The organism is Pseudomonas sp. Xaverov 259 (assembly GCF_019352915.1).
Classification (GTDB): Bacteria; Pseudomonadota; Gammaproteobacteria; order Pseudomonadales; family Pseudomonadaceae; genus Aquipseudomonas.
In genome coordinates this window covers 86,427-110,520 of sequence record NZ_JAAAFV010000023.1, presented here as the reverse complement: position 1 = coordinate 110,520, position 24,094 = coordinate 86,427, and the positions used below count along the sequence as shown (strand labels likewise).

The 24,094-nt window shown below is 57.3% G+C and carries 24 protein-coding genes; 16 read left to right on the top strand and 8 right to left on the bottom strand.

The features are described from left to right. The first annotated feature begins 214 nt into the window (after window positions 1-214). The 4 genes from K0H48_RS07605 to K0H48_RS07590 all read left to right on the top strand — a co-directional run bounded on the left by K0H48_RS07605 (window position 215) and on the right by K0H48_RS07590 (window position 4,574). The gene (locus K0H48_RS07605; protein WP_219267011.1) at window positions 215-2,173 is read left to right on the top strand and encodes an ATP-dependent endonuclease; all 1,959 of its coding nucleotides are present in this window, start codon (window positions 215-217) and stop codon (window positions 2,171-2,173) included. 340 nt (window positions 2,174-2,513) lie between these two features. Beyond that, the gene (locus K0H48_RS07600) at window positions 2,514-3,044 is read left to right on the top strand and encodes a Bro-N domain-containing protein (RefSeq protein WP_219267010.1); all 531 of its coding nucleotides are present in this window, start codon (window positions 2,514-2,516) and stop codon (window positions 3,042-3,044) included. Between the two features lie 99 nt (window positions 3,045-3,143). After that, window positions 3,144-3,857 (top strand): HNH endonuclease signature motif containing protein, encoded by a 714-nt coding sequence (locus tag K0H48_RS07595; RefSeq protein ID WP_219267009.1) that lies wholly within the window; start codon window positions 3,144-3,146, stop codon window positions 3,855-3,857. Window positions 3,858-3,929: 72 nt separating this feature from the next. Beyond that, the gene (locus K0H48_RS07590; protein ID WP_219267170.1) at window positions 3,930-4,574 is read left to right on the top strand and encodes an HAD-IB family hydrolase; all 645 of its coding nucleotides are present in this window, start codon (window positions 3,930-3,932) and stop codon (window positions 4,572-4,574) included. A gap of 220 nt (window positions 4,575-4,794) precedes the next feature. Here the strand turns inward: K0H48_RS07590 and K0H48_RS07585 are convergent, their stop codons facing one another. Beyond that, window positions 4,795-5,754 (bottom strand): LysR family transcriptional regulator, encoded by a 960-nt coding sequence (locus K0H48_RS07585; RefSeq protein WP_219267008.1) that lies wholly within the window; start codon window positions 5,752-5,754, stop codon window positions 4,795-4,797. Between the two features lie 193 nt (window positions 5,755-5,947). On the opposite strand from K0H48_RS07585, the gene argH reads away from it, so the two are divergent. The 6 genes from argH (at window position 5,948) to K0H48_RS07555 (ending at window position 12,458) form a co-directional block, all read left to right on the top strand. After that, on the top strand, window positions 5,948-7,375 hold the full coding sequence (gene argH / locus K0H48_RS07580; RefSeq protein ID WP_219267007.1) for an argininosuccinate lyase: 1,428 nt from the start codon (window positions 5,948-5,950) through the stop codon (window positions 7,373-7,375). Window positions 7,376-7,533: 158 nt separating this feature from the next. Beyond that, window positions 7,534-8,412 carry an amino acid ABC transporter permease gene (locus K0H48_RS07575; protein WP_105695533.1) on the top strand — a complete coding sequence of 293 codons (879 nt, stop codon included), beginning with the start codon at window positions 7,534-7,536 and terminating at the stop codon, window positions 8,410-8,412. 24 nt (window positions 8,413-8,436) lie between these two features. Further along, window positions 8,437-9,201 carry an amino acid ABC transporter ATP-binding protein gene (locus K0H48_RS07570; protein ID WP_017134648.1) on the top strand — a complete coding sequence of 255 codons (765 nt, stop codon included), beginning with the start codon at window positions 8,437-8,439 and terminating at the stop codon, window positions 9,199-9,201. Window positions 9,202-9,226: 25 nt separating this feature from the next. Continuing rightward, on the top strand, window positions 9,227-10,048 hold the full coding sequence (locus K0H48_RS07565) for an ABC transporter substrate-binding protein (protein WP_219267006.1): 822 nt from the start codon (window positions 9,227-9,229) through the stop codon (window positions 10,046-10,048). Between the two features lie 186 nt (window positions 10,049-10,234). Further along, the gene (locus tag K0H48_RS07560; RefSeq protein ID WP_219267005.1) at window positions 10,235-11,410 is read left to right on the top strand and encodes an MFS transporter; all 1,176 of its coding nucleotides are present in this window, start codon (window positions 10,235-10,237) and stop codon (window positions 11,408-11,410) included. A 94-nt stretch (window positions 11,411-11,504) separates the two neighbouring features. Beyond that, a complete protein-coding gene (locus K0H48_RS07555; protein WP_219267004.1) occupies window positions 11,505-12,458 on the top strand; it encodes a hypothetical protein in 954 nt (317 codons plus the stop codon). Here the strand turns inward: K0H48_RS07555 and K0H48_RS07550 are convergent. Together K0H48_RS07550 and K0H48_RS07545 are read right to left on the bottom strand one after the other, a co-directional pair. After that, entirely contained in the window at window positions 12,455-13,120 is a 666-nt protein-coding gene (locus tag K0H48_RS07550) for a hypothetical protein (protein ID WP_219267003.1), read from the bottom strand. The genes K0H48_RS07555 and K0H48_RS07550 overlap by 4 nt on opposite strands. A 43-nt stretch (window positions 13,121-13,163) precedes the next feature. Next, window positions 13,164-13,526 (bottom strand): hypothetical protein, encoded by a 363-nt coding sequence (locus K0H48_RS07545; RefSeq protein WP_219267002.1) that lies wholly within the window; start codon window positions 13,524-13,526, stop codon window positions 13,164-13,166. 190 nt (window positions 13,527-13,716) lie between these two features. Between K0H48_RS07545 and K0H48_RS07540 the strand changes: the two genes are divergently transcribed. Then, window positions 13,717-14,097 carry an XRE family transcriptional regulator gene (locus K0H48_RS07540; protein ID WP_219267001.1) on the top strand — a complete coding sequence of 127 codons (381 nt, stop codon included), beginning with the start codon at window positions 13,717-13,719 and terminating at the stop codon, window positions 14,095-14,097. On the opposite strand, the gene K0H48_RS07535 is transcribed toward K0H48_RS07540, so the two are convergent. The 4 genes from K0H48_RS07535 to K0H48_RS07520 form a co-directional block, all read right to left on the bottom strand. Next, complete coding sequence (locus tag K0H48_RS07535; RefSeq protein ID WP_138814170.1) at window positions 14,027-14,584, bottom strand: AAA family ATPase; 558 nt, start codon at window positions 14,582-14,584, stop codon at window positions 14,027-14,029. The genes K0H48_RS07540 and K0H48_RS07535 overlap by 71 nt on opposite strands. A 54-nt stretch (window positions 14,585-14,638) precedes the next feature. Then, window positions 14,639-16,153: an amidase family protein gene (locus K0H48_RS07530; protein WP_219267000.1), complete on the bottom strand. Its 1,515-nt coding sequence runs from the start codon at window positions 16,151-16,153 to the stop codon at window positions 14,639-14,641. A gap of 125 nt (window positions 16,154-16,278) precedes the next feature. Then, window positions 16,279-17,019 carry a hypothetical protein gene (locus K0H48_RS30680; protein WP_257626878.1) on the bottom strand — a complete coding sequence of 247 codons (741 nt, stop codon included), beginning with the start codon at window positions 17,017-17,019 and terminating at the stop codon, window positions 16,279-16,281. 107 nt (window positions 17,020-17,126) lie between these two features. Continuing rightward, window positions 17,127-18,185, bottom strand: a complete 1,059-nt coding sequence (locus tag K0H48_RS07520) for an MBL fold metallo-hydrolase (protein WP_219266999.1) — start codon at window positions 18,183-18,185, stop codon at window positions 17,127-17,129. A gap of 132 nt (window positions 18,186-18,317) precedes the next feature. Between K0H48_RS07520 and K0H48_RS07515 the strand changes: the two genes are divergently transcribed. The 4 genes from K0H48_RS07515 (at window position 18,318) to K0H48_RS07500 (ending at window position 22,371) form a co-directional block, all read left to right on the top strand. Continuing rightward, window positions 18,318-18,944, top strand: coding sequence for a TetR/AcrR family transcriptional regulator (locus K0H48_RS07515; protein WP_219266998.1), 627 nt, complete (start codon window positions 18,318-18,320; stop codon window positions 18,942-18,944). Between the two features lie 189 nt (window positions 18,945-19,133). Further along, window positions 19,134-20,192: a diguanylate cyclase gene (locus K0H48_RS07510; RefSeq protein WP_219266997.1), complete on the top strand. Its 1,059-nt coding sequence runs from the start codon at window positions 19,134-19,136 to the stop codon at window positions 20,190-20,192. Window positions 20,193-20,456: 264 nt separating this feature from the next. Next, window positions 20,457-21,776, top strand: a complete 1,320-nt coding sequence (locus tag K0H48_RS07505; RefSeq protein WP_219267168.1) for a PAS domain-containing methyl-accepting chemotaxis protein — start codon at window positions 20,457-20,459, stop codon at window positions 21,774-21,776. A gap of 76 nt (window positions 21,777-21,852) precedes the next feature. Next, window positions 21,853-22,371 carry a DUF1003 domain-containing protein gene (locus K0H48_RS07500; RefSeq protein WP_200433189.1) on the top strand — a complete coding sequence of 173 codons (519 nt, stop codon included), beginning with the start codon at window positions 21,853-21,855 and terminating at the stop codon, window positions 22,369-22,371. Between the two features lie 121 nt (window positions 22,372-22,492). Here the strand turns inward: K0H48_RS07500 and K0H48_RS07495 are convergent, their stop codons facing one another. Next, window positions 22,493-23,371 (bottom strand): LysR family transcriptional regulator, encoded by an 879-nt coding sequence (locus K0H48_RS07495; RefSeq protein WP_219266996.1) that lies wholly within the window; start codon window positions 23,369-23,371, stop codon window positions 22,493-22,495. An 80-nt stretch (window positions 23,372-23,451) separates the two neighbouring features. Here K0H48_RS07495 and K0H48_RS07490 point away from each other — a divergent pair. Further along, window positions 23,452-24,094, top strand: a 643-nt coding sequence (locus K0H48_RS07490) for a CTP synthase (RefSeq protein WP_219266995.1), incomplete at its 3' end; no start/stop codon positions are given.

Here is a 24,094-nt window from a genome sequence, read left to right as displayed (position 1 = left end):
AGAAAGAGAAGAATTTCTTTGAGACCCGTGTGATCGAGTACCAGACCGGCGGCGCGCTGAGCTGGGATTGATAGTGGCCTAACGCCATGCTATAACAGCGCACCTTACAGGGATGTTAGGACGCTAAATAAAGCCTCGCATTAGCGAGGCTTTTTTATTTCCTGAAATCCAACAAGTGTGAGCTCAATCCAGATCAAGTCAAAGGCCAGCTCTTATGATTTTAATTACAGGTTTATTTCTCCGGCACTACGGCGTATACAAAAATATAAATTACATACCATTATCCGACGGAGAAAATTTCACCTCACTAATTGGTGAAAATGGTGTCGGAAAGAGCTCAATACTTGACGCCCTTGATAAATTCTTCAACCACAAAGACTCTAAGGACTGGGTAATAAACAAACAGGCTCAACTCGAAGGTGGAATTAGCACCAACGACAAAACCCCATTTATTAGCCCGTTATTTTTAATATCAAAGAATGCTTCCAGAGAGCTTCTTAGCGAAGAGTCAATTTCCACAATTGAGATAATAAGTAACTATTTTTGGTCAAGTTCAAAAAAATCTGCTCTTGAAGACTTTTATAACCATCGCGACATCATTAAATCCTCAAACGAAGAGTCCGATTATTACCTCTTAGCTATTGGCAAAAGGCACAATGAAAAAGATGCATTTTTCCTTACTTTTGAACCAGAGCTCAAGAAACTATTTGACGATGCAAAACTTGACTTCAAGGCAGAATCCTCAAAGCTTTTAAGCTGGTTAATTGACAACATAACCTACCTATACATCCCCGTAGAAACAAACGTAAACTCATTTACAAAACTAGAAGCTGCCGATATGCAAATTCTTATGGATAAGAATATCCATACAGAGGTTAGCGTAGCCATTGATGACAAAACAGTTAAAGCTATCAATAAAAATTTAGACACTTTCTTGATAGAAATTGAGAAAAACTTACCTGAATACAAATACAAATCGACGGGAAAAAGAAAAAACCTGACAAAGCTCGACATTGTACAAAAAACCATTGAGGCCTATTTCTCAGTAAAAATACTGCATAGGAAAGTCGGCAGCTCAGAAGTGCCAATTCAGCACCTGAGCTCAGGAGAGAAACGCAGAGCGCTAGTAGACCTGGCTTACGCCTATCTCGTACATGGTGAGGATCGACAGAAAGACGTAATCCTAGCAATCGACGAACCAGAAAGCTCGTTACACGTAAGCGCTTGTTTTAATCAATTTGAAAACCTGAAAAAAATCGCACAAAACAATACACAACTTATTATTACGACCCATTGGTACGGACACCTCCCAATTTTAAGTAGCGGAAAATCCATACTCATCTCCAAAGAAGGAAATGAAATCCTCAAAGACTCTTTTAATCTCTCAAATTATCGAGAGCAAATAGCACAAGAAAAGAAAGAACTAAAGCAAAACACCCCACCATACTCGGTTCAATTAAAAAGCTATAACGACCTGACACAGTCGATAATCGAATCGCTGCAAAATGGTTACAACTGGATAATATGTGAAGGGAGTTCTGAGAAGGTCTATTTTGAACACTACTTTTCTGAAGAGATAGACAAGCAGAGATTATGTATTTTACCTTGCGGAGGTTCCGCCGAGGTATTGAGGATGGCACGTTACATCAAAACCCCACTCCAAGATAAAAATATTTCTATAACGGGAAAAGTCTTATGCCTAATTGACACGGATATAGAAGCAAAAACCTTTGAGCAAGACAACTCCCTAGACAACCTGCTTGTCAAAAGGCTTTTAAATATCAACAACAATATTGAACTAGTCGACATCAATGACATTCGAAAAATACCCGCAACCGAAATAGAAGATGCTCTAGAACCACTTCTTTACATTCAAACTTTAGAGCACTTTAATAATCCCGACATACTAAAAGTACTAGGAGAAAGCGACTTCATCGAAAGTGCCAAAAATTCAGCAGACTGCATGGACCTAAAAGTTTCCGGAAGGTTGGCTATAAAGGAATTTTTCCAAGGGCAAGACATAAAGTATTTATTTGCTAAAAAATATGTCGAATTTTCCGAGCTTGATTTAATCGGGGTACTGCCAGATTGGGTTCAACAAATCAAGGCGGAGTTCGCTGAAGTCAAACCTAAGGTACCGAAACGTCGTAAGCCATCGACGGCGACCGCATAAGATTGACCAAGCTCAGAGAACGCTCTAGTCTTGCTATTGGTGCCTAAGAAACACCTCACACAGCGGACTGACCGCACCCGACAGTAGCGGCTTTTTTGTGCCTACGGTTTCTCCGTGGGCATAGAAAATCTCTGTTATGCCGGGAGTGGGCTAATACAAGACCCGAAAGGGGAATATGTCCGGCCCTCTGTGTGGGGTTTCTTAACTCCCGGCACCCAGCCCTAAGAAAGCTGACATCACACAGAGGTAATGGAAATGCCTAGAATTTTCACCTTCCTTGCGAAGGCTATCTACTGCAAAAGAACGGTCCTTCAAGCACCTCTGATAAAGGCGGTGCGCCATGCATGATCCCTTCTCCCCTACTGTCTTCACCCGCCAAAATCTCCCATTGCACGCCCTCCTACTGGAGAACCAACCGTGGTTCTGCGCTCGCGATCTTGGGCGCTTAATGGGGTGGTTCCTAGATGAGCGCACGACTCGCAAGCTTGATGAAGACCAACGAAGAACTTTAAAACTGCTGTTCCACGGTCAGCCCGAAGAAATGCTGATGATCAGCGAATCCGGTGCTTACGCGCTGTTGGTCTATCACTACACACCGGGGAATCGCCTTCTCCGTAGTTGGCTCACTCATGAAGTGGTTCCGACGTTGCGGGACGAACGTCAGCCAAGGACGGTGGAACGCCCACTGTTGAGCATGCTGGATTGGCCGGAGATGTCGTTGAACCTGCTGCATTGGCAGGATGAGGGCTGGATACGGCTTCGGGACATGCCGTATTTGCTGGTTAATCGGACCTATCTGAGGGAGTCAGCAAAGACTCCGTGGTGGCGAAAGCTCACCCAAATTTTCCGAATTAAGCAGCGACTGTACTGAAGATAACGAACGGTAAATCCCACCGATTCGTAGGAAATTTCGTAGACGCAGTAATGGCTACTCAGTATCGTCCGAGGGTTTTCTACCCTCGGCGGCTGTATGGATATTGCGAAAGACAAAACGGACTGGAGCGACTCGGAGTTGGCAGCGGCGGTCGAGGCGTACCTGAAGATGTTGGCCTGGGAGAAAAACGGCCAGCCTTTTAACAAAGCCCTCGAAAACCGCCTCCTGCGCGAAGGCCCGGTGGCGGGTCGCGCGAAGGGTTCAATTGAATTTCGCATGCAAAACATCTCCACCGTGCTTGTGCGTATGGGCTGGGACCGTATCGAAGGCTATAAGCCTGCAGAAAACGTGGGTACGGGCGTTGAGCAACGCATCCGCCGAGCGCTTGCCGCGCAGGGTGTATTCGAATCCGAAGACGCAGCCCAAACGGCAGATGAGCAAACGCTTATCCGCCGCGCATCCAAACTGCAGCAGCAACCTTTCCAAAAGCTACCGGATGGCATCGCCAACCCGCAGAAAGTGTCGACCGTCAGCACCGCCTTTGTCCGCGACCCAAAGGTACGCGCCTGGGTACTAAAAGAAGCCAAGGGCATCTGCGAAGGCTGCGGTTCAAACGCACCTTTCGAGGTCGATGGTTTGCCATTTCTTGAAGTACATCACGTCAAGCACCTCGCCCAGAAGGGTTCGGATCGCACGACCAATGCTGTAGCCTTGTGCCCCAATTGCCATCAGCGTTGTCACCGGTCGAGTGACCGGGAGGCTTTCACTGAGGGGCTTTACTCCAAAGTCGGAAGATTGGCACGGGAGTAAACTCCAGTGGTCACACCTGATGAACGCTCAAAAAATACTAGATAGGACCGAGGCCAACCCGTGAACCCAGACATGCTCGAAGCCGGCCCCATCGACGCCAAAGTACTCTCCGTCTTTGACTTCGACGGCACCCTCACCCACCACGACAGTTTCGTGCCCTTCCTCAAATTCGCCTTCGGCCCAGTTGAGTTTTATGGCCGGATGGTCAAACTCGCCGTGCCTGGGTTGCGATTTTTGCTGCAGCAAATCAGCCGGGATGAGTTGAAGGCGCAGTTGATCCGCACCTTTATGACGGGCGTGGAGAAGGCGTGGGTGCAGCAGCAGGCTGAGGCGTATTGTCAGCGCTATTGGACCAAGCTGATGCGCCCCAAGGGCTTGCAGTCGGTGGAAGATGAGGTGAGGTCCGGGGCGGTGGTGACGCTGTGTTCGGCGTCGCCAGCGTTGGTGTTGCAGCCGTTTGCGAATCGGCTGGGCATCAAGTTGATCGGCACTGAGCTTGAGGTGGTCGACGGCGTGTTGACGGGCAAGCTCACGGGGAATAATTGCCGCTGTGAGAACAAGGTGCTGCGGCTTGAGGCGGTGTATGGGGATTTGGGTGAGTATCGGTTAAGGGCTTGGGGCGATACGCGTGGGGATCGGGAGTTGCTGGCGGCGGCGCAGGATGCGCATTTTCGGCATTTTCATTCGAAGAAGAAGCAGGGCAAGTTGCAGCGGTGATGCGGGTGGGTGGGGTCGGCGGGTGGACCGAGGCGATCCCATCGCTGCCTCGCTGGGGCTCGAGAGCTCCCACATTGGGATCGGCTTCAGGCTGGGAAGCTCACTAGCATGGGGTGCTAGGGGGTCGATGCAGATGGATGTGCTCGGAGGCTGGACCGAGGCGATCCCATCGCTGCCTCGCTTGGGCTCGAGAGCTCCCACATTTGAACATTGTTGAGGCTTAGGCCGGCGTCTTCAGGTCCACACCCAGCGCCGTTGCAAAGGCTTTTACCATCGGGCTTCTTGGCGCGTTATGGCGCAGGATCAGGTTAAACGCTGTGCTCAGGTGAACCTGCTCCGGGCACAGCACACGCAAGCGCCCTTCCCTCACCAATGGCGCGGCGTAGTGTTCCGGCAAAAAGCCTAAGAAGCGGCCGGTGAGGATCAGGATGGCGACGGCTTCCACCTGTGAGGCCGAGGCGGACTGGCTGTCGTAGGTGACGAAGTTGGCTTTGTCGCGATGGATCGCGTACCGGTGGTTGACCACTTCGTATTGGCGCAGCACCTCTGGGGTGGTGTCGCTCGCGTTGAACAGTGGGTGTCCTACGGCGCAGTAGGCGTGGGCTTTTTCTTCGTAGAGGGGGAAGTAGTCGAATTCTTCGCGGCGTTGGTACACCGGGACGATGCCGACAATCAGGCGGCCCTCCACCACGCCGCGTTCAACTTCGTCGAGTTGCGAGGCATGCAAGCGCAATCTAATTTTCGGCGATTCGCTGTGTAATTTACCCAGTGCGGTTATTAGCGGGGAATTAACGTCAGAGACGGTGTTATCAATAACGCCGACACTAAGGTCGCCAATCAGCTCGTTTTGCGCCGAACTAAGCTTGTCGCGAAAACTGTCTACCGAGGTAAATAACTCGATGGAGGCTTGATACACCAACTTGCCTTCTTCGGTGAGGCCAAAGCCTTCGCGGCCCCGCTTACACAGGCGCATGCCGATGCGAATTTCGAGGTCGGAGATCTGTTTGCTGATGGCGGCGAGGCCCACGTTCAGCTCGTTTTGCGCGGCGCTGAAGCCGCCGGCTTCGACCACGGCCATGAACACGCGCAGCAGTTTGAAGTCCAGCCCGCTCAGTTGCAGGGGCGGTCGTGTGCCGGGTTTTGGCGGCATGTTTCCAGAAGTGGAAAGTGGGGTTTCCATAATACGCGTTGACCTCAAGTGCCATATTCAACAGGCTTCAACCCAATCCTTGAACATAGCCAGGCGGCGATAATGAACATAAACATCCGCCCTTGGCAACCTTGAATACGGCGCGTCAGACGCTGGTTCAGTCTAGTTGAAATCTTATTTTTACTGCCTCCGACTCTTCTAAAAACAAGCGTGAGGAATACCGATGTCCCAGCCCACCGACCGCCTTTGGGGCGCTCGTTTCAAGACCGGCCCGTCTGCTGCTTTGGCGGCGTTGTCCCGCTGCCCCGAGCGTTATTTCCGCCTTACACCCTACGACCTGGCCGGCTCCCGTGCCCATGCCCGTGAATTGCAGCGCGCCGGGTTGCTGGATGAGTCGGAAACCTTACGCACCCTCGAAGCCCTGGACCGTATCGGTGACGATTTCGCCGCCGGGCGCCTGCATCCGACCCTGGATGACGAGGACGTACACACCTTTATCGAACGCGTATTGACCGAGCGCCTGGGCGCCTTGGGCGGCAAATTGCGCGCCGGGCGTTCGCGTAACGACCAGACCGCCAATGACCTGCGCCTTTTCCTGCGTGACCACGCGCGCACCATCACCACCGAGGTGTTGGGTTTGCAGCAGGCGTTGGTGGAGCAGGCCGAGCAACACATCGACAGCATTTGCCCGGGCTTTACCCATTTGCAGCAGGCGCAACCGATTGTGTTCGCCCACCACTTGCTCGCCCATGCGCAGTCGATGTTGCGTGATGTGCAACGTTTGGTGGATTGGGACGCGCGCACGGCGTTGTCGCCGTTGGGTGCCGCAGCCATGGCCGGTTCCGCAATTGCGCGCCAGCCCGAGCATTCGGCCAAGGAGATGGGCTACACCGGGCCGTGCGAAAACTCCATTGATGCGGTGGCCAGCCGTGACCATGTGGCGGAATTCCTGTTTGTGGCGGGCATGCTCGGGGTGAATATTTCGCGGCTGTCGGAGGAGTTTTGCCTGTGGTCGTCGCGCCAATTTCGCTGGGTGGTATTGGACGATGCCTACGCCACCGGCAGCTCGATCATGCCGCAGAAAAAGAACCCGGACATTGCCGAACTGGCACGGGGCAAGGCTGGGCGTTTGATTGGCAACCTGACCGGGTTGATGTCGACGCTTAAATCCTTGCCGCTGTCGTACAACCGCGATTTGAGTGAAGACAAGCACAGTGTGTTGGACAGCGTCGACACCTTGCTGCTGGTGCTGCCGGCGATGGCCGGGATGGTGGCGACCATGAAGGTGCAGGTAGAGGAGCTGCGGCGTCAGGCACCGATGGGCTTCACCTTGGCGACCGAGGTGGCGGATTGGTTGGCCACCCGAGGCGTGCCGTTTAAAGAGGCGCATGAGATTACCGGCGCGTTGGTGCAGGCCTGTGAGCAGCAGGAGATTGAGTTGTGGGAAGCCTCGCCGGCGATGTTAGCGCAGGTGGATGCTCGGTTGCTGCCTGAGGTGCGTGACTGCCTGACCCTGGAGGCGGCGATTGCGGCGCGCAGTGGCTGGGGTGGGACGGCACCGGAGCGGGTGAGAGAGCAGATTGGGCGGTTGAAGGTGGCGTTGGCGGCTCAGCAAAAATGGGCTGAGAGTTACACCGGATTCCGAATCTGATCGTTCCCACGCTCTGCGTGGGAATGCCGCCCAGGACGCTCCGCGTCCCGTTGCATGGCTCCAATTCTGCGCAATGGTGACGCGGAGCGTCACGTGATGCATTCCCACGCAGAGCGTGGGAACGATCGTGCAACACCTATATTTTTTGGAGTAGCACCATGAACCAAACCCCGGCGGAGCGCTTGGAAGCCGAGCGCAAGTTGTCCGAGAACCAGTTCGATATCACCCAGTACGAGCACGTGCCTCGGCGTTATTACGGGCGGATGTTTTTTGCCACCTTGATCGTGATCGCCCTGGCCGCGCTGTTGCGTGCATTTGCCAATGGCCAGATCGAATGGTCCTACATCGGCCAGTTCCTTACGTCTGAAGCCATCCTCTGGGGCCTGGTCAACACCATCGTCATGTCGATCCTGGCGATGGCGTTGGGCGTGGTGATCGGGGTGATCACGGCGATCATGCGCATGTCGGCCAACCCGATCCTGCGGTATGTGGCCATCACCTACACCTGGCTGTTCCGGGGTACGCCGCTGATTCTGCAACTGCTGTTGTGGTTCAACCTGGCGCTGATTTTTCCGGTAATCGCGATTCCCGGCGTGTTCAGCATCGACACCGTCGACCTGATGACGCCGTTCGTGGCCGCCCTGCTCGGTTTGAGTATCAACCAAGGCGCCTACACCGCCGAAGTGGTGCGTGCCGGGTTGCTCTCGGTGGATACCGGCCAGTATGAAGCCGCCAAGTCCATCGGCATGCCGAGCTTGCAAGCTCTGCGTAGGGTGATTCTGCCGCAGGCCATGCGGGTGATCATTCCACCTGTAGGCAACGAGTTCATCAGCATGGTGAAAATGACCAGCCTGGCCAGTGTGATCCAGTACTCGGAGCTGCTGCACAACGCGCAAAACATCTACTACGCCAACGCGCGGGTCATGGAGCTGCTGATTGTGGCCGGTATCTGGTACCTGGCGGTGGTGACTGTTCTTTCATTTGGTCAAAGCCGCCTTGAGCGTCGTTTTGCCCGCGGCGCCGGCAAGCGTTCGTAAGTTTGGGTTGAGGAGATTTGCCCCATGAGAAGCATCGTCAAGGCCGTCAACCTGAACAAGTATTACGACCAGTATCACGCGCTGCGTGACATCAATATCGAGGTCGAGCAAGGCGAAGTGATGTGCATCATTGGCCCGTCCGGCTCGGGTAAAAGCACCCTGCTGCGTTGCGTCAACCAGCTGGAAAAAATCGACAAGGGCGGCCTGTGGGTCGACGGCGAGCTGGTGGGTTACCGGGTGGTCGGCAACAAGCTGCATGAGATGAATGAATCGCAGATCGCCCGCCAGCGCCTGGCCACCGGCATGGTGTTCCAGCGTTTCAATTTGTTCCCGCATATGACCGTGTTGCAGAACATCATCGAAGGCCCGGTACAGGTGCTTAAGCGCTCGCCCAAGGAAGCCATCGAAGACGCATTGGAGTTGCTGGCCCGCGTCGGCCTGGCGGACAAGCGCAATGCTTACCCGGTGGAATTGTCCGGCGGCCAGCAACAACGCGTGGCCATTGCCCGCGCCTTGGCGATGCGCCCCAAGCTGATGTTGTTTGACGAACCCACGTCAGCCCTCGACCCAGAGCTTGTGGGAGAAGTGCTATCGGTGATGCGTGATTTGGCTACCACCGGTATGACCATGATCGTGGTCACCCATGAATTGGGCTTCGCTCGCGAAGTCTCCAACCGCATGGTGTTTATGGATGCCGGCCAGATTGTGGAAGCCGGCAGCCCCGAAGAAATTCTAATAAGCCCACAAAACCCGCGTACCCAAAGCTTTATTTCTGCCGTTCGCACTTAACTAAAAAACTAACGAGAACGCCCCCATGAAAAAATTGTTTATCCCAACGTTGCTCGCAGGCCTGATGGCCTCCTCGTGTGTATTCGCGGCATTGCCGGCGGCAATCAAGGACAAGGGTGAGATCAGCGCGGCCATCGTGCCGAACTACCCGCCGATGGACTTTAAGGACACCGCCACCAACAAGCTCACGGGCCTGGATTTCGACCTGGGCAATGCCCTGGCCGAGCGCCTGGGTGTGAAGATCAAGTGGCAGGAAACCGGCTTTGAGCAAATGCTCAGCGGCCTGACCACCAAGCGCGTCGACATTGTGCTGTCGGGCATGAGCGACACCGCCGAACGCCAAAAGGCCGTGACCTTCATCGACTACTTCACCAGCGGCCCGCAGCTGTACACCTTGGCCAAGCGTGAAGACCTCAAGGAATTGACAGACCTGTGCGGTAAAAAAGTCGGCACCAGCCGCCGTACTACCTGGCCGTCGGAAATTGCCGCGTGGAGCAAGGAAAACTGCGAAGCCGCCGGTAAGCCGGCCATTGTGGTGATCGGCACTGAGGGCTCGGCGGATGCACGCGCGCAGTTGCAGCAGAACCGTCTGGATGCGGCGATGCAGGGCAGCGAGACCATTCCTTATCTGATGTCGCTGGATAAGGGCAAGTACAAGCCGGTGGGTTTGGCGATTTCCAAGCAGTTCACGGGGCTAGGGATTGAGAAGAGCAACACTGAGCTGGTCACGGCGATCAGTGAGGCACTGCAGGGCATGGTGGATGATGGCACCTACGGCAAGATCCTGAAGAAGTGGGATCTGGAGCAGGGTGCGGTGGAAAAAATCAGCATCAATGCCGGCCAGTAAACATACGATCTAAAAATGTGGGAGCTGGCTTGCCTGCGATGGCGGTGCGCCAGTGAACAATATTCAAGCTGACCCACCGCTATCGCAGGCAAGCCAGCTCCCACATTAGCTCTGTATTCAAATTGGTTCTGTGTTCACAGTTGATCTGTGTTGTCTTGAAAAAACAACAAGGACGCTCGCCCCATCGTGGCCACCTACTCCCTGGTAATCCGCCGCCTGATGATCTGCTCGGTGACCATCGTGGTCAGCCGCGCCATGACCAGCCCGTTGCTGACCTTGCTCTTGAGTACCCGACTGGGCCTCAACCAGCAGGATATCGGCCTGCTGATGGGCATCGCCGTATTCATCGCCACGTTGCTGGGCCTGTATGGCGGCTACATCATCGACCGCCTGGAAAAGCGCAAGCTGCTGATCCTGGCCATGCTTTCCAGCTCCATCGGTTTTCTATTGCTGACGTTCGCCAGCAACCTCTACCTCACCACCCTGACCCTGGTGATTACCGAAGCCGCCTCGGCGCTGTTCCTGATTGGCTCCAAAGCCATCATCAGCGAGAACTTGCCCGTGGGTGATCGCGCCAAGGTGTTTTCCCTGCGTTACACCCTGACCAACGTCGGCTACGCCACCGGGCCGATGGTCGGCGTAGTGATTGCCGGGCATATGCAATTGGCACCGTTCTTGATCGCCAGCGCCATTGCGTTTGGCAGCCTGTTCCTGATGATCGGCATCCCACCGACTCAACGCGATGACAGCCACAAACCCTTGAGCTTCCTCAGCACCCTGCGCACCTTGCGCAGCGACCGCACGTTGATCCTGTTCACCAGTGGCAGCTTGTTGAGCACCATCGTCCACGGGCGCTACACCCTTTATCTGTCGCAATTTCTGCTGGTGGCCTACAAGCCCGCCGAGGCGCTGAAGATTTTGTCGGCAGTGCTGGCCTGCAATGCCATCACCGTGATTGCGATGCAGTACCAGATTGGCCGGTTTCTCAAGCGCGAACAGCTGCGCTACTGGATCGTGCTGGGCACGTTGCTGTTCATTGCCGGGCTGATCGGTTTCAGCCAGGCCGACAGTCTGCTCACCTGGTGCCTGGCGATGTTCGTGTTTACCTTGGGCGAGATGATCATTTACCCGTCGGAATTCCTGTTTATCGACACCATCGCCCCCGACGCATTGCGCGGCAGTTACTACGGCGCACAAAACCTCGCGGCGTTCGGCGGAGCGATGAGCCCGGTTATTTGCGGCTATTTGCTGATCAACGCTGCGCCGACCAGCATGTTCTATGCGTTGGGCGCACTCACTGCGATGGGCGGCACTTTGTGTTTCTTGAGTGGCCGACGTGTACCTGACACGCCTCTTATCTAATGTGGGAGCGGGCTTGCTCGCTCCCACATTTTGCTCTCCGTAAAGTCTGGTATTTGCGTAATATCCAGTCATTCATCTCACGGACCCGAGCCCCATGAAATTCGACACGGCCTACAGCCTGAGTCTCGACGACAAGCTGTCGATCTACGACGTTCGAGACCTGAATTTCGACGAAACCGCCGACTTCGACTCCGACAAGGACAGCTTCCTGTGCCCCAACGATGAATGCCGCGCGGCGTTCGAAACGGGCAATACGCTGAGTACATTCAACGCGAAAAACGTCAATTACCAGCGCACGCCACACTTCAAGAACAAGACCAGCACCCGGCATATCGACGGCTGCCGCTATGCCAGCACGCACAAGTCTGCGACGGGTGAAAGCGACGACGAGCGCGAGGATAATTTCCCATCGGAATTTGTACTGACGCGGCGTCAGTACCAGCGCAAGACACCGCCCGTCGTCATTGAGGGAAGCGTCCCACAAGATTCGGCGAAGGCGCCTGCAACCAGTACCCGCTCATCCCACGCCAGCAACGACACAACCCCGGACAAAACCAGCGTCTTCGCACACCCGGTCGAGTGCTATGTGTCGAATATCGACGACAAGGACAAGCTCAAGGCCATGCCGCTGAAGGTTGGCGAGCACTCCGCTACCTATTGGACGTTTTTCAAAAAGATCGAATACCTGCAAGACAACAAAGGCCTGATCTACTGGGGCAAGATCAAAGCGATCAAGGACTACACCAGCAGCTTTCGCATCGACTTCGAAAAAAAGGTGTGGCTCGACAAAAAGCCTTATTCGGTGAACGTCTACCTGAGTAAAAAACTCATCGAAAACTACCGCAAGCGCACGGCATTCCTGGAGCAGATCAAGGCGGCAGCCAGTAGCGAACGGGCTTTATATTGCTTCTTTTACGGCGTGACGCCGGAGCTAAAACAGGTGCCGAGCAAGAAGAACCCCGAGCAGACATTCGGGGTGTTCAGCGCCAATATCGAGAACCTGGACCACCTGATCATTCGTGAGGCGCCAGGAATGCAGGAGCATTAGGAAAGGGCGCGTGATCGCCGAGCTTGCCGGTAATGTTCGCGTACAGCTCGGGCGGTGGCCGCGTCTATCGCGCCAAATGCCGTCAGCCAGTGAATCAGCATTTCTTCCTCCGGCCAACCATAGCCCTTTATCCCGGGAATGGTTCTGGGCGTGCGATTGATGGCTTCGTCATAACGTCGCGCACTCCACGGCTGCTTTACAAAGTCGAAACCTTCAGCGTCCCATTTAAATACGCGCAGGATTTCATTGATTTGGCCCTGGCTGCTGCGGTCGCTGCGCGGGTAAAAGCAATAAGTGCTCCCCAAGCCACTCAGCAGCGGATCACACACCTGCGGCGCGAGTATGTCCAGCACGCCACACTTCAACGCTATATTCATCACACCATCGGCCCAGCGATGGGTAAATGTTTTCACAAAACCCGCATCATCGGCCTTTTTCATATCGAAAAACAGCATGCTGTAGCGCGTCTTCAAATGCGTCGCCACCAGCACATGCTTACGTTTAACTGTCGCCGCATGGACCAGCCACTGGTTAGGGTCTGCGTGCAGCGCATCCCCCTCTGCGCTTGGTATCGGTGGTTTTTCAACGGGGGTAATTTTCTTACCCTTGTGAATACGGCTGAAAAAGTCGCTGCCGGCTTGTGAGCAATTAAATGTCAGCACACTGTGTTCCTGCGCAAAGTGATTAACGCCATGTGCGCCCTGTTTACTCGCGGGGCAATCGCTCTTCAACCCACTCAAGTTCATAAGGCTGTCTGACGGCATAGCTGATGGCATCAAGCGTTTCTTCGCTGAGTATTGCCAACTCGGCGTCGGTCAACAGGTCCTGGTGCACCATTAATGCCAGGCACGAATAGGTTGATGAGCGACTGTAATAGTCGAACATATCGGCCATATCCTTGTTGCGGGCATGAATCACGCCGTACAGCATTAGGTACCGGGCGTGAGCGGACAATGCATCGTGCTCACTGATGGTCCTGGCATCCGCGAGGACACCGAGGCAAAAGCGATCAAGGGCCAATGCCCTCAAGCCTTTGAATTTCTTCCAATCACTTTCGGAAATAGACATGGCGTCGTTCTCTCGTCAGCTCGATCAGTCTGTGGATTTTCCTATTCACCTGCGAGCGTTGCAACCTCCACAGCCCCTTCTGGAGACAGCAAGTGAGAACCCGATAAAAAATCCAGTTGATGAGCGGTACAAACAACTGTACAAAAACACAGTATAGTTTGCCTTCCCCCGTCGAACCTGGAGAAACCCCATGTCCTCTCTGGCAATGAGCTCTTACGTAGAACAGCAGATTGTCCTGCACCAATTCACCGCCAAGCACAGCACACAGGCCCGCGTGATGCTGGGTTGGAGCCGCGAAGACCTGGCCCGCCAGGCCGGGTTGGCGGTGGAGGTGGTTCAGCGCTTTGAAAGCCTGGGCGAGGTCGAGGATGAAGTTCGGTTAGCCCTCGCGTTCCGGCTGGAGGCTGAAGGCCTGGTGTTTTTCCCAGGGTTTGCGCCGGGCTGGGGGATGAGCGCGCGCAAGTTTGAGGCCGCCCCCGCCGAGCCCGCCGCACCCAGCCTCATCTCGCGATTGATGGGCTCAGCAGCGGCATCAAATGACTCACCAACGCCTCAGCCGAATGGTGCGTAGAGTCCAACCGAAGCACCGGGCAGGTCAGCGGTTTCAACCAGCTTTCATGCCGTCTCAAGCTGCGTAAGCTGTGGTTACCGCCATCGTAACGGGCGGCCCAGGCCAGGAATGCGACGCTGTTTTCGTGGCGGCTACCGCCTTCCAGGATCTGTTCGCCGTAGCGTTGCACTTCGCGCAGTTGCAGGCGGTGCAGGCGCAACTGCGGGTCCAGGCGCAGGAACACCACATGGGTGAACTGCGGGATCATGGCATCGCCCCAGCCGCACAGTGAACCGGACAGTACCCAGCCCTCAAGGCCGGCACTCTGTTCCTGCAGCAGGCGGATGCGTTCATCCTTGGGCCGGGCGACGGTGAAAGGCTCTGACGTTTGTTGCCAGTAGAAATAGTCAGAGTCGAAATAAGCAACGCCCAGGCGTTTGGCCAGAGCCCGGCCCAAAGTCGAGGTACCGGCGCCCGCAGCACCGAGGATGTGAATTTTGTAGGCCATGCCTGCCCTCCATGGCCGTGAGTGTAATACGCGCAGTAGCACGCAACGCATCATTTACAGCTCGGGTTTTACACCGGCTTGGGCAGCCTGCTCGTACCCGTAGGCGACTGCCAGCAAATCGGGCTCGGCCCAGCGGGTGCCGAAGAAATAGGCACCGGTCGGCAAGCCATCTTCATTCGTCCCAGAAGGCACGGTGATCCCTGGGTAACCTGCGGCGGCAACCGCGAAGTAGATGTTGGTCTCATAGTCGGACACCATGGCATCCAGGTTTTCGTCCTTGATCGGGTCATCCACAGAGCTGCGAAATTTCTGGATAAGCTCGTCCCACAGTGTCTTGCGTTGCTCCGGGGTCAGGGTGGAGGCGCTGATTTTCTTGAGTTCCGGTTGATGGTCCTCCACGGTGCCATCACGGTCTTGGTTGAATGCTATCAACTCGGCCAATGATGTGACCGGCAGGCCCGGACGTTTGGCCAGGTAGGCATTCAGCTCTTCCTTCACGTCCGAGAGCAATAGTTCGTCATAACGTGAAGCATCTGCCAGCCGCAGGTTGATCGGTATCAACGTAGCGCCTTGCTCACGAAGTACTTGCAGTGTCTTGCTAAATTGCGGGCTGTTGTCTACCGGCAAACTTACACCGTTGAGGGTAAAGGTCTGGGGATAACCGATACGCTTGCCCTTCAACGCACCTGGCACCAGCAGTGTGGTGTAGTCGATGCCTTGAGGGGCGCCCAGGCTTTCGGGATCGCCAGGGTCACTGCCGGACATGGCATTGAGCATCAACGCAACGTCATACACCGAGCGAGCCATAGGGCCGGGTGTGTCTTGTCGGCGGCTGGCGGGAATAATCCCGTTGCGATCCAACAAGCCCACGCTGGGTTTGAGCCCCACCACACCATTAAGCGCCGCCGGTACGATGATCGAACCATTGGTTTCTGCACCGACCGACAGAGGTGCCAGCCCGGCCGCTACCGCTGCGGCAGACCCCGAACTGGAGCCGCCGACGTCGGCACCCGCACGGTGAGGGTTAAGTGTTTGCCCGCCTCGGCTACTCCAGCCATCGGGGCCACCGCGAAACCCGGCCAGTTCAGTCATGTTGGTTTTACCCAGGATCACCGCCCCTTGCTTGATGAGGTAATCGACAAGAGGAGCATTCTTGCCGGCAGCCGCCCCCACAAGACCGAATGCGCCTGCACTGGTTTGCATGCCGGTGGTTTCGATGGTGTCCTTGAGCAAAATGGGTATGCCGTGCAACGGGCCTCGCACCTTGCCATTGGCGCGTTCACGGTCCAGTTCGCGCGCAGCCTCGAGTGCATCAGGGTTGAGTTCGATGACAGAGCACAGTTGAGGGTCCAGCGTGCGGATACGCTCTTGCAGGAAGTTCACCAGATCAAGCGACGTAAGCCCGTTCGGCCGAGCCATTTGTTCGCCCAGTTCGCGAACGCTTGCGTATGCAGTCTCTGGCGCAACGGGCTTTGCAGCTATTGGCGTCGCGGTTACGGACGAGGTCTGCGCCGGCAGGGCTTGCGCAGCCTGACGAATCATCGAATAGATGCTGTAGGCAACCGTCATAAAGGTCTCTCCTGAGTTCAGAATTCATACGGGATGTAGTCCGCCATTCTAAAAAATCCAGGTGTTCAAGACCTTCAGGCAGTCTCCCTTCACATCGTAGGAGGGTTAAGCACTTCCTGTAGTTGTTACGAGTCCTTTGACGCGCCGGCGCTGATCTGGCGATAGGCACGCAACAACAGCGGCAATGCATCACGCGACCATCGGGCACCGTAAAACCATAGCTTCGCCCCATCGCCCAGTGGTTCGCTGAGTGAGGGATAGCCGCTGACACAGGCACGATGAAACGCGTCGCTCTCGCTGCCAGAGACCAGCGCATCCAGGCGATGCGCGGTCACGAGGTCGTCGATCTCATTACTTTGCAGGGAAAATTGCAGGCTGCTGTCTTCACGCCGCGCGTCCACCGGCACCAGCTGCGCACCGGCCTGGCGCAGGAGGGCGAAGGCTGCACACAAGGCTTCGCTGTGTTCGACGGCTTCGCGATGACCGCCTTGCACATAGCGATCAGCAAAGCCGATACGCCAACCCGATAGCAACTGGGTAGCCGTAAAGCTGGTGTTATTCAGCACCAGGGGGACTTCAACCATGACCGGCCCAGTGGGGTCGATACCACTTAAAGCCGCGAGTGATAACGCGGGATCCCGCGCGGGTCTTGCCGGTAGGGCCGGCGCGTTGTAGCCGGGAATCGGCGCCGCGCCCACCACGTGCGCCGCGCCAAAGACGATACCTGCGCGGCTCAGATTCTCGGGTTTAGCATGAACGGACTCGTCCGCCTGCCCTGCGCTGCCTGCCTCCTCGGTCACAGGCAAGGACAGGCCCGGGCAACACGGCATCCCCAACCGCCAATGTTCGCTACAGTTTTTTTCCATCAGAACCCGACTCCCGACAATTGAATACGCGGGATCATCGCACTCTCATCTGGCGTTTGTCGCAGCCCTGAAACACCCTGAAAATCCTTTTCCCAGGCGGCAACGCTTCAACCCGTTGCGTGTTCTTTTACACCTTGAGTTTCCACCTCCAGCCACCACGCGTGCCCGCGCTCCGGCTGGTGCAGGCTGAACGCCTGTCCCATCGCGGGCGTGGTGATCGACACGTTGCGCTCCCAGGCCAGGGCCATGATGCGGTCGAACGGTTCGTGCCAGGCGTGGAAGGCCAGGTCGAAGGTGCCATTGTGAATCGGCAGCAGCCAGCGGCCTTTGAGGTCGATGTGCGCTTGCAAGGTTTGCTCGGGCTGCATGTGCACATGAGGCCAGTCGACGTTGTAAGCACCTGTTTCCATCAGCGTCAGGTCAAACGGGCCGTACTGTTCGCCGATCCGTTTGAAGCCGTCGAAATAACCGGTGTCGCCGCTGAAGAAGATCCGCCGCGCGCCGTCGATCATCACCCAGGAACACCACAAGGTCTGGTTGCCATCAAACAGGCCACGCCCGGAGAAATGCTGGGCCGGTGTGGCGATAAAACGGATGCCATCGACCTCGGTACCTGCCCACCAGTCCAGTTGCCGAACTTTGCTGGCGTCCACGCCCCACTTCACCAGCGTGTCGCCCACGCCCAGCGGCGCCAGAAAATAGCGGGTCTTGTCGGCCAGTTGGGTCACCGCGTTGCGGTCAAGGTGGTCGTAGTGGTTGTGGGAAAGGATCACCGCTTCGAGCGGCGGCAGGTCTTCAAGGCTGATCGGCGGCTGATGAAAGCGCTTTGGTCCAGCCCAACTGAAAGGCGAAGCGCGCTCGGCAAACACCGGGTCAGTGACCCAGAACTTGCCGCGCATTTTCAGCAGCACGGTGGAATGCCCCAGGCGAAACACACTGTGATCGGGGGCTGCCAACAGCAGCTCGCGCGTCAGCGGTTGCACCGGGATCTTGCCCACCGGGCGCGTGCTGCGCGGCTTGTTGAACAACATGTTCCAGAAAATGCGCAAGGTTTTGCCAAAGCCACCGTGCTGCACCGGGGCGTCGTTGCTGAAATGCCCTGGCGCCTGCTCCGCAGTCTTGGGCGCAGCAGGCGCGGGGTCGAGACGGGTTGAAATCGTGGCCATTGCAGAGTGACTCCAGGGTCGGCTCATAAAATACACCGCGCAGACCAACTACACTGCACAGTGTAGTTTCTAGATTGCAACAAAACCCTGAGCAAGTAAACTACCGAGTGTAATTTCCTTTTAGAGCCGACCATGACTGCACCTCTGCGCCTCACCGACCGTAAACGCGAAGCCATTGTGGCAGCCGCTATCGCCGAGTTTCGCGCGAATGGGTTCGAGGTCACCAGCATGGACAAAATCGCCGCCACCGCCGGCGTTTCCAAGCGCACGGTGTACAACCACTTCCCCAGCAAAGAAGAGTTGTTTGCCGAAATCCTCCACCAGTTGTGGGCCAGCAGTGTGGCCCAACTGGACGTCAGCTACGCCAGCGACCGCCCGCTGCGCGAGCAACTGCGCGGGTTGCTGGAGGCCAAGATGCTGATGATGTCGGACGCCAACTTCCTTGACCTGGCCCGTGTCGCGATTGCCGCCACCATCCATTCGCCGGAACGCGCGCAAGACATGGTCAACCGCCTGAGCAAGCGCGAAGAAGGCTTCACCCAGTGGGTACGCGCCGCGCAGGAAGACGGCCGGCTGTCCTGCACCGACCCCGCCTTCGCCGCCCACCAGATACAAAGCTTGCTCAAGGCGTTCGCGTTCTGGCCGCAGATCACCCTCGGCCAACCGGTGCTGGACGCCGCCTGCCAGGCCGGCGTAATTGAATCGGCCATCGACCTGTTCCTGGCCGGTTACGAAGTGCGTGCTCCTGGGCCGCAGTAAACCTGTTGCATGCGCGACATTCCAGGTCGCTTTTGGCGTATTCGCACGCGGCGCTGCGCAAATGGCCTGGAAGGACACTGATTATTCCCACGCGAATAACTGACAATATTCACACTTAATATCCGATCAACGGTTCTACCCGCTGACGCGCGCTGTCGTACCCGCAAAAAAGAGCTGACCCGGAACACTATGGAAAACAGACGAGGCAAAGGGCTTTCATTTGCCAGACGTATCTACAAGCCAAGGATCATCGGCCTGGGTATCGGTTGTATCAGTGTGGCCGGCGCCCTTTACCCCTTGGCGATGCCGGGCTGGGTGTGGGCGTTCCTGCTGTTCAATGGGTTTGCCTGGGCGCATGTGGCGTATCAGCTCTCGGCCCGTTCGCAATTTCCCTATCAGGCGGAACAGCGCAACCTGCTCTATGACTCGCTGTTCGGTGGCTTCTGGGCCGCCGCCACCCAGTTCACACCTCTAACGGCCGTGACTGTGCTGTCGATGATGACCATGAACAATGTCGCGGCGGGCGGCAAACGCTTGTTTCTGCGCGGGCTGTTGGCACAAGCGGCGGGTATTGCGGTGGCGTGGGGCGTATTCGGGGTCAAGTTCAACCCCAACGTCAGCCTCAGCCAGGTCTACACCTGTCTGCCGATGCTGACGCTCTACCCGATGGCCATCGGCATGGTCTGCTACCAACTGGCAATCAAGCTCTCGGAACACAAACGCGCCCTCAGTGCCCTGAGCCGCATCGACAGCCTCACCGGCCTGCTCAACCATGGCTCATGGAAAGACCTGTTGAACCTCAAGTTCCACAAGTGCCGGCAGCAAGGCAGCCACGCCACCATCGCGCTGATCGACATCGACCACTTCAAGCAGATCAATGACACCTACGGTCATATTGTCGGTGATGCGGTGTTGCGCCAACTCAGTCAGGAATTGCGTCTGCACCTGCGGGAAAAAGACTTGGCCGGCCGCTACGGCGGCGATGAGTTCTGCGTGATTCTGCCGTTAATGCCGCTGGAAGAAGCCGCGCAAGTCATGGAACGCATGCGCGAAAAATTCAGCAACTATCGCAATACGCAGATTCCCGAGCTGCGCGTGAGCCTGAGCATTGGCCTCGCAGACTTCCAGCCGCTGTTCAGCGATGCCGCGATGTGGCTCAACGCGGCGGACCGCGCCCTGTACGCAGCCAAGGAAACCGGGCGTAACCGGGTGAATGTCAGCGACTACGTGGTCGCCCATTCCGCTTGAGTTGTCCGATAACACCTCGTCTGAATCTTCCGCCCGCGCCTCGCAGCGATAGCATAATGCCGCCACTGGTCGCCTGCCCAATAATGGTCCTGCCCTAACGGCGAACTTCTTGGCAGGCTGATCACTCTGAACCCCTTGTTCCGCCCCCCTCTGTCAGCACCAGGAAGCTGACAATGAGCAAGTCAACCGTAAGGCCCAGGGCCATACGGGGTCAGGCGCCTATTCATGGATACCTCTGACGCGTGCTTCCCCGAGCCCTCGAACATGCTATTTAACGCCCATAAAAAAACCATCAGTACCCTGCAACATACCAATGCCCAGCAGGCCAGCCTTCTCGACGCGATTGAGCGCTCCATGGCCGTTATTGAGTTTGACCTGCAAGGCACCGTGCTGCGTGCCAATGACAACTTCCTCAAGACCATGGGCTACCGCGCCGAGCAGATTCTGGGCCAGTCACACCGGATGTTCTGCACGCCCGCATTTGCCCGCAGCGCCGACTACAACCAATTGTGGACGCACCTGCGCAATGGCCAATTTCAGTCCGGCACCTTTGAGCGGCTGGCCGGCAATGGCCAGTCAGTGTGGCTGGAAGCCAGCTACAACCCGGTGCGCGATGAGGCTGGCCAAGTGATCAAAGTGGTGAAGTACGCCATGGACGTCACCCCACGCCTGCAAGCCGAAAGCGAGGCCAACGCCAAGCTGGGTGCCATTGACCGCGCCATGGCAGTGATCGAGTTCAACCTCGACGGCACCATCATCACCGCCAACGACAATTTCTTGCAGCGCATGGGCTACAGCCTGGCGCAGATCCAGGGCAAACATCATCGACTGTTCTGCACGCCGGAGCTGGCCAACAGCTCGGCGTACAGCGAGTTCTGGAAACGCTTGAACCAGGGCGAACTGTTCAACGGCCAATTCGAACGCGTCGATAAACACGGCCAGACCCTGTGGCTCGAAGCCAACTACAACCCGGTGTACGACGCCAGCGGGCGTCTGTGCAAAGTGGTCAAGTTCGCCTCCGACGTCACCGCCAGGGTGCAACAACACGCTGCCGATGCTGCCAGTGCGGCCCAGGCTTACCATATTTCCCTGAACACCCGGGATGTGGCCGAAAAAGGCGCCGACGTGATTCAGCAAACCGCCAGTGGCATGCGCGAAATTGCCGCCGACATCGACACCTCCTCGCAGCTGATCGCCAAGCTGGGTGAGCGTTCGCAGCAGATCACCGCCATCGTCAACACCATTCGCGGAATCGCCGACCAAACCAACCTGCTGGCACTCAACGCCGCCATCGAGGCGGCACGCGCGGGTGAGCAAGGCCGAGGTTTTGCCGTGGTGGCTGACGAAGTGCGGCAACTGGCAGCCCGTACCAGCGGCTCGACGGCGGAGATCTCCAGCATGATCGCGATGATCCAGGATGAAACCCGCCAAGCCATCGAGAGCATGGACAGCACCCGCGACCGCGCGGCGCTGGGGGTCGACCTGGCCAACCGCGCAGGCACGGTGATCCTGCAGATTCGCGAAGGCACCACCGAGGCGGTGCAGGCGGTGAGCGCGTTTGCCAACGAGCGCGGCAACAACTGACCGGTTCTTCATGTGCCCGGCGGGGGGCTCGGTCTATAGTGCTAGCTTGTCTTAACGCCTAGGATTCGAGCCCGCCATGACCCCCGACAAGCCAGACGCCGTACCTGTCGACCACCTGCGCTTCCACCGCGGCCACGCCCATCTGGCGCCGACCTTTGGCAACGACACCTTTGCCCTCAAGGCCGAAGCCTTCGCGCGTTTCTTTGGCACGCCGACCTTTCTCGGCGCGCAAACCGCGATCGTGGTGTTGTGGGTGGTGCTGAACATCACCGGCGTCACGCATTTTGACGTGTACCCGTTCATCTTGCTCAACCTGGCGTTCAGCCTGCAGTCGGCTTACGCTGCGCCGCTGATCCTGCTGGCCCAGACACGCCAGGCCGCCCGCGACAAAGCCCAGTCCGACGCCGATGCGCAACACCGCGAAGCCCTGGCCATCGCCAATACCGAACGCCAGGCCCAGGCCGCGCAAACCACCAAACAGTTGCTGGAGTTGCTGGAGCAGAACACCCGGTTGACGGAAATGACCAAACAACTGACCGAGCGTATCGAGACGTTGACGTGCGAGATGCATGAGCAGTTTGTGCGCAAGCCCTGAAACGCTTGTCCATAGGAGCTCTCTTGGGACTGGCAAGGTTACTGTTGCTGGCAGGCTTGTTGTGGCGAGCACGCTTTTTGCAGCAAGCCAGTTCGCCAGAGAAGCCCGTTTGCTACAACGCTCAAGGCAGCCGAATATGCCGCCCCAACTCATCAAACAAGGTCACCACCGAGCGCAGTGCCCGGCAATCCGGGCGTGTCAGCAACCATAGCGCCGTATCACGCCCCGCCAGCGCGGGGCCGAGTGGTTGTAAACCCTCTTGCAACAGAAAGTCCGGCAACGCTGCCACGCCCAACCCTGCCCGCACCAACTCGGCGACCGACAACATGCTGTTACAGCGATAACTGGGACGCACACCCGGCAGGTGTTCACGCCGCCAGGCCACGGTGGAGTGGTCGGGCAAAAAGTCATCCGGCGCGATCCACGCCAGTTCGGCCAATTCACGCCCTTGGTTTTGTCGGGCATACCCCGCGCTGGCGCACACCTGATAGGCCACGGTGCCCAGCCGGCGGCCCACCAGATGCTCCGGCGGGGTCTTGGTCAGGCGCAGGGCAATGTCCGCGTCGCGGCGGCTGAGGTTGGCAAAGTCATTGGACGTGCTCAATTCCAGGGTCAGCGCCGGGTAGGCCGGCATAAACTGCGCCAGTGCCGGCAGCAGCAAGCCTTGCAGCACCGAGTCGGTACAGGTCAGGCGCACGGTGCCGCTGATCACTTCACCGCCCTGCTCCACGCCGATGCGCGCGGCCTCCAGCGCCTGTTCGGCCTGTTCGGCCTGCTGCGCCAGGTGGCTGGCCAAACTGGTGGGCAGGTAGCCGGCGCGGCTTTTTTCGAACAGGGTCTGGCCCAGGGCCGCCTCCAGCCGTCGCACCGCCCGGAACACCGTGGACACGTCCACCCGCAACAGCGCCGCCGCCCGCGCCAGGGTGCCGCCACGCACCAGCGCGAGAATCAGTGACAGGTCCGGGTAATCCAGTTGATAGTGCGTGGCTGCATTAAGCATGTGGGCAAACGCCAATTTTGATTGCGTGAGCGCCAATCTATAGTGCGCCCCAGGACACCACAAGCCATGGGATATACGCGATGAAAACCACCCCCCTGCACCTCGCCCTGATCGGGGATTACAACCCTGACGTAACGGCCCACCAGGCCATCCCCGTAGCGCTGCAACAGGCTGCTGACGCTTTGGGCCTGAGCGTGCAATGGCATTGGTTGGATACGGACTCGATCACCCCGGCCACCGAGCTGCATGCCTTCGACGGCTTCTGGTGCGTGCCCGCCAGCCCCTACCGTGATGCCGACGGCGCACTGCGGGCGATTCGTTTTGCCCGCGAGCAAAAACGCCCCTTCCTGGGCACCTGCGGTGGTTTTCAACACGCGGTCATCGAATATGCCCGCAACGTGCTGGGCTGGACGGATGCGGAGCACGGCGAACTGGCACCCGAGGCCAGGCGCGCGGTTATTACGCCGCTTGCGTGTTCACTGGTCGAGGCCACTGGCAGCATCCGCCTGGCGCCCTACACGCGCATCGCCGAGGCTTACGCCAGCCTGGACACCCACGAAGGCTACCGTTGCAGCTACGGCATCAACCCCGCGTTCGCCCAGGCATTGCTCGCAGGCGACCTGATCCCCAGCGGCCACGATTCGACGGGCGACCTGCGCGCCATCGAACTGCTGGACCATCCGTTTTTCGTCGCCACTTTGTTTCAGCCCGAACGCGCAGCAC

Coding starts and splice junctions, on each gene's coding strand:
- K0H48_RS07515 (WP_219266998.1), top strand. CDS start 18,318: ATGACTGCACCTCTGCGCCTCACCGACCGTAAACGCGAAGCCATTGTG.
- K0H48_RS07605 (WP_219267011.1), top strand. CDS start 215: ATGATTTTAATTACAGGTTTATTTCTCCGGCACTACGGCGTATACAAA.
- K0H48_RS07570 (WP_017134648.1), top strand. CDS start 8,437: ATGAGAAGCATCGTCAAGGCCGTCAACCTGAACAAGTATTACGACCAG.
- K0H48_RS07545 (WP_219267002.1), bottom strand. CDS start 13,526: ATGTCTATTTCCGAAAGTGATTGGAAGAAATTCAAAGGCTTGAGGGCA.
- K0H48_RS07585 (WP_219267008.1), bottom strand. CDS start 5,754: ATGGAAACCCCACTTTCCACTTCTGGAAACATGCCGCCAAAACCCGGC.
- K0H48_RS07590 (WP_219267170.1), top strand. CDS start 3,930: ATGCTCGAAGCCGGCCCCATCGACGCCAAAGTACTCTCCGTCTTTGAC.
- K0H48_RS07595 (WP_219267009.1), top strand. CDS start 3,144: ATGGATATTGCGAAAGACAAAACGGACTGGAGCGACTCGGAGTTGGCA.
- K0H48_RS07600 (WP_219267010.1), top strand. CDS start 2,514: ATGCATGATCCCTTCTCCCCTACTGTCTTCACCCGCCAAAATCTCCCA.
- argH (WP_219267007.1), top strand. CDS start 5,948: ATGTCCCAGCCCACCGACCGCCTTTGGGGCGCTCGTTTCAAGACCGGC.
- K0H48_RS07495 (WP_219266996.1), bottom strand. CDS start 23,371: ATGCTTAATGCAGCCACGCACTATCAACTGGATTACCCGGACCTGTCA.
- K0H48_RS30680 (WP_257626878.1), bottom strand. CDS start 17,019: ATGGAAAAAAACTGTAGCGAACATTGGCGGTTGGGGATGCCGTGTTGC.
- K0H48_RS07500 (WP_200433189.1), top strand. CDS start 21,853: ATGACCCCCGACAAGCCAGACGCCGTACCTGTCGACCACCTGCGCTTC.
- K0H48_RS07530 (WP_219267000.1), bottom strand. CDS start 16,153: ATGACGGTTGCCTACAGCATCTATTCGATGATTCGTCAGGCTGCGCAA.
- K0H48_RS07555 (WP_219267004.1), top strand. CDS start 11,505: ATGAAATTCGACACGGCCTACAGCCTGAGTCTCGACGACAAGCTGTCG.
- K0H48_RS07565 (WP_219267006.1), top strand. CDS start 9,227: ATGAAAAAATTGTTTATCCCAACGTTGCTCGCAGGCCTGATGGCCTCC.
- K0H48_RS07510 (WP_219266997.1), top strand. CDS start 19,134: ATGGAAAACAGACGAGGCAAAGGGCTTTCATTTGCCAGACGTATCTAC.
- K0H48_RS07505 (WP_219267168.1), top strand. CDS start 20,457: ATGCTATTTAACGCCCATAAAAAAACCATCAGTACCCTGCAACATACC.
- K0H48_RS07520 (WP_219266999.1), bottom strand. CDS start 18,185: ATGGCCACGATTTCAACCCGTCTCGACCCCGCGCCTGCTGCGCCCAAG.
- K0H48_RS07535 (WP_138814170.1), bottom strand. CDS start 14,584: ATGGCCTACAAAATTCACATCCTCGGTGCTGCGGGCGCCGGTACCTCG.
- K0H48_RS07575 (WP_105695533.1), top strand. CDS start 7,534: ATGAACCAAACCCCGGCGGAGCGCTTGGAAGCCGAGCGCAAGTTGTCC.
- K0H48_RS07540 (WP_219267001.1), top strand. CDS start 13,717: ATGTCCTCTCTGGCAATGAGCTCTTACGTAGAACAGCAGATTGTCCTG.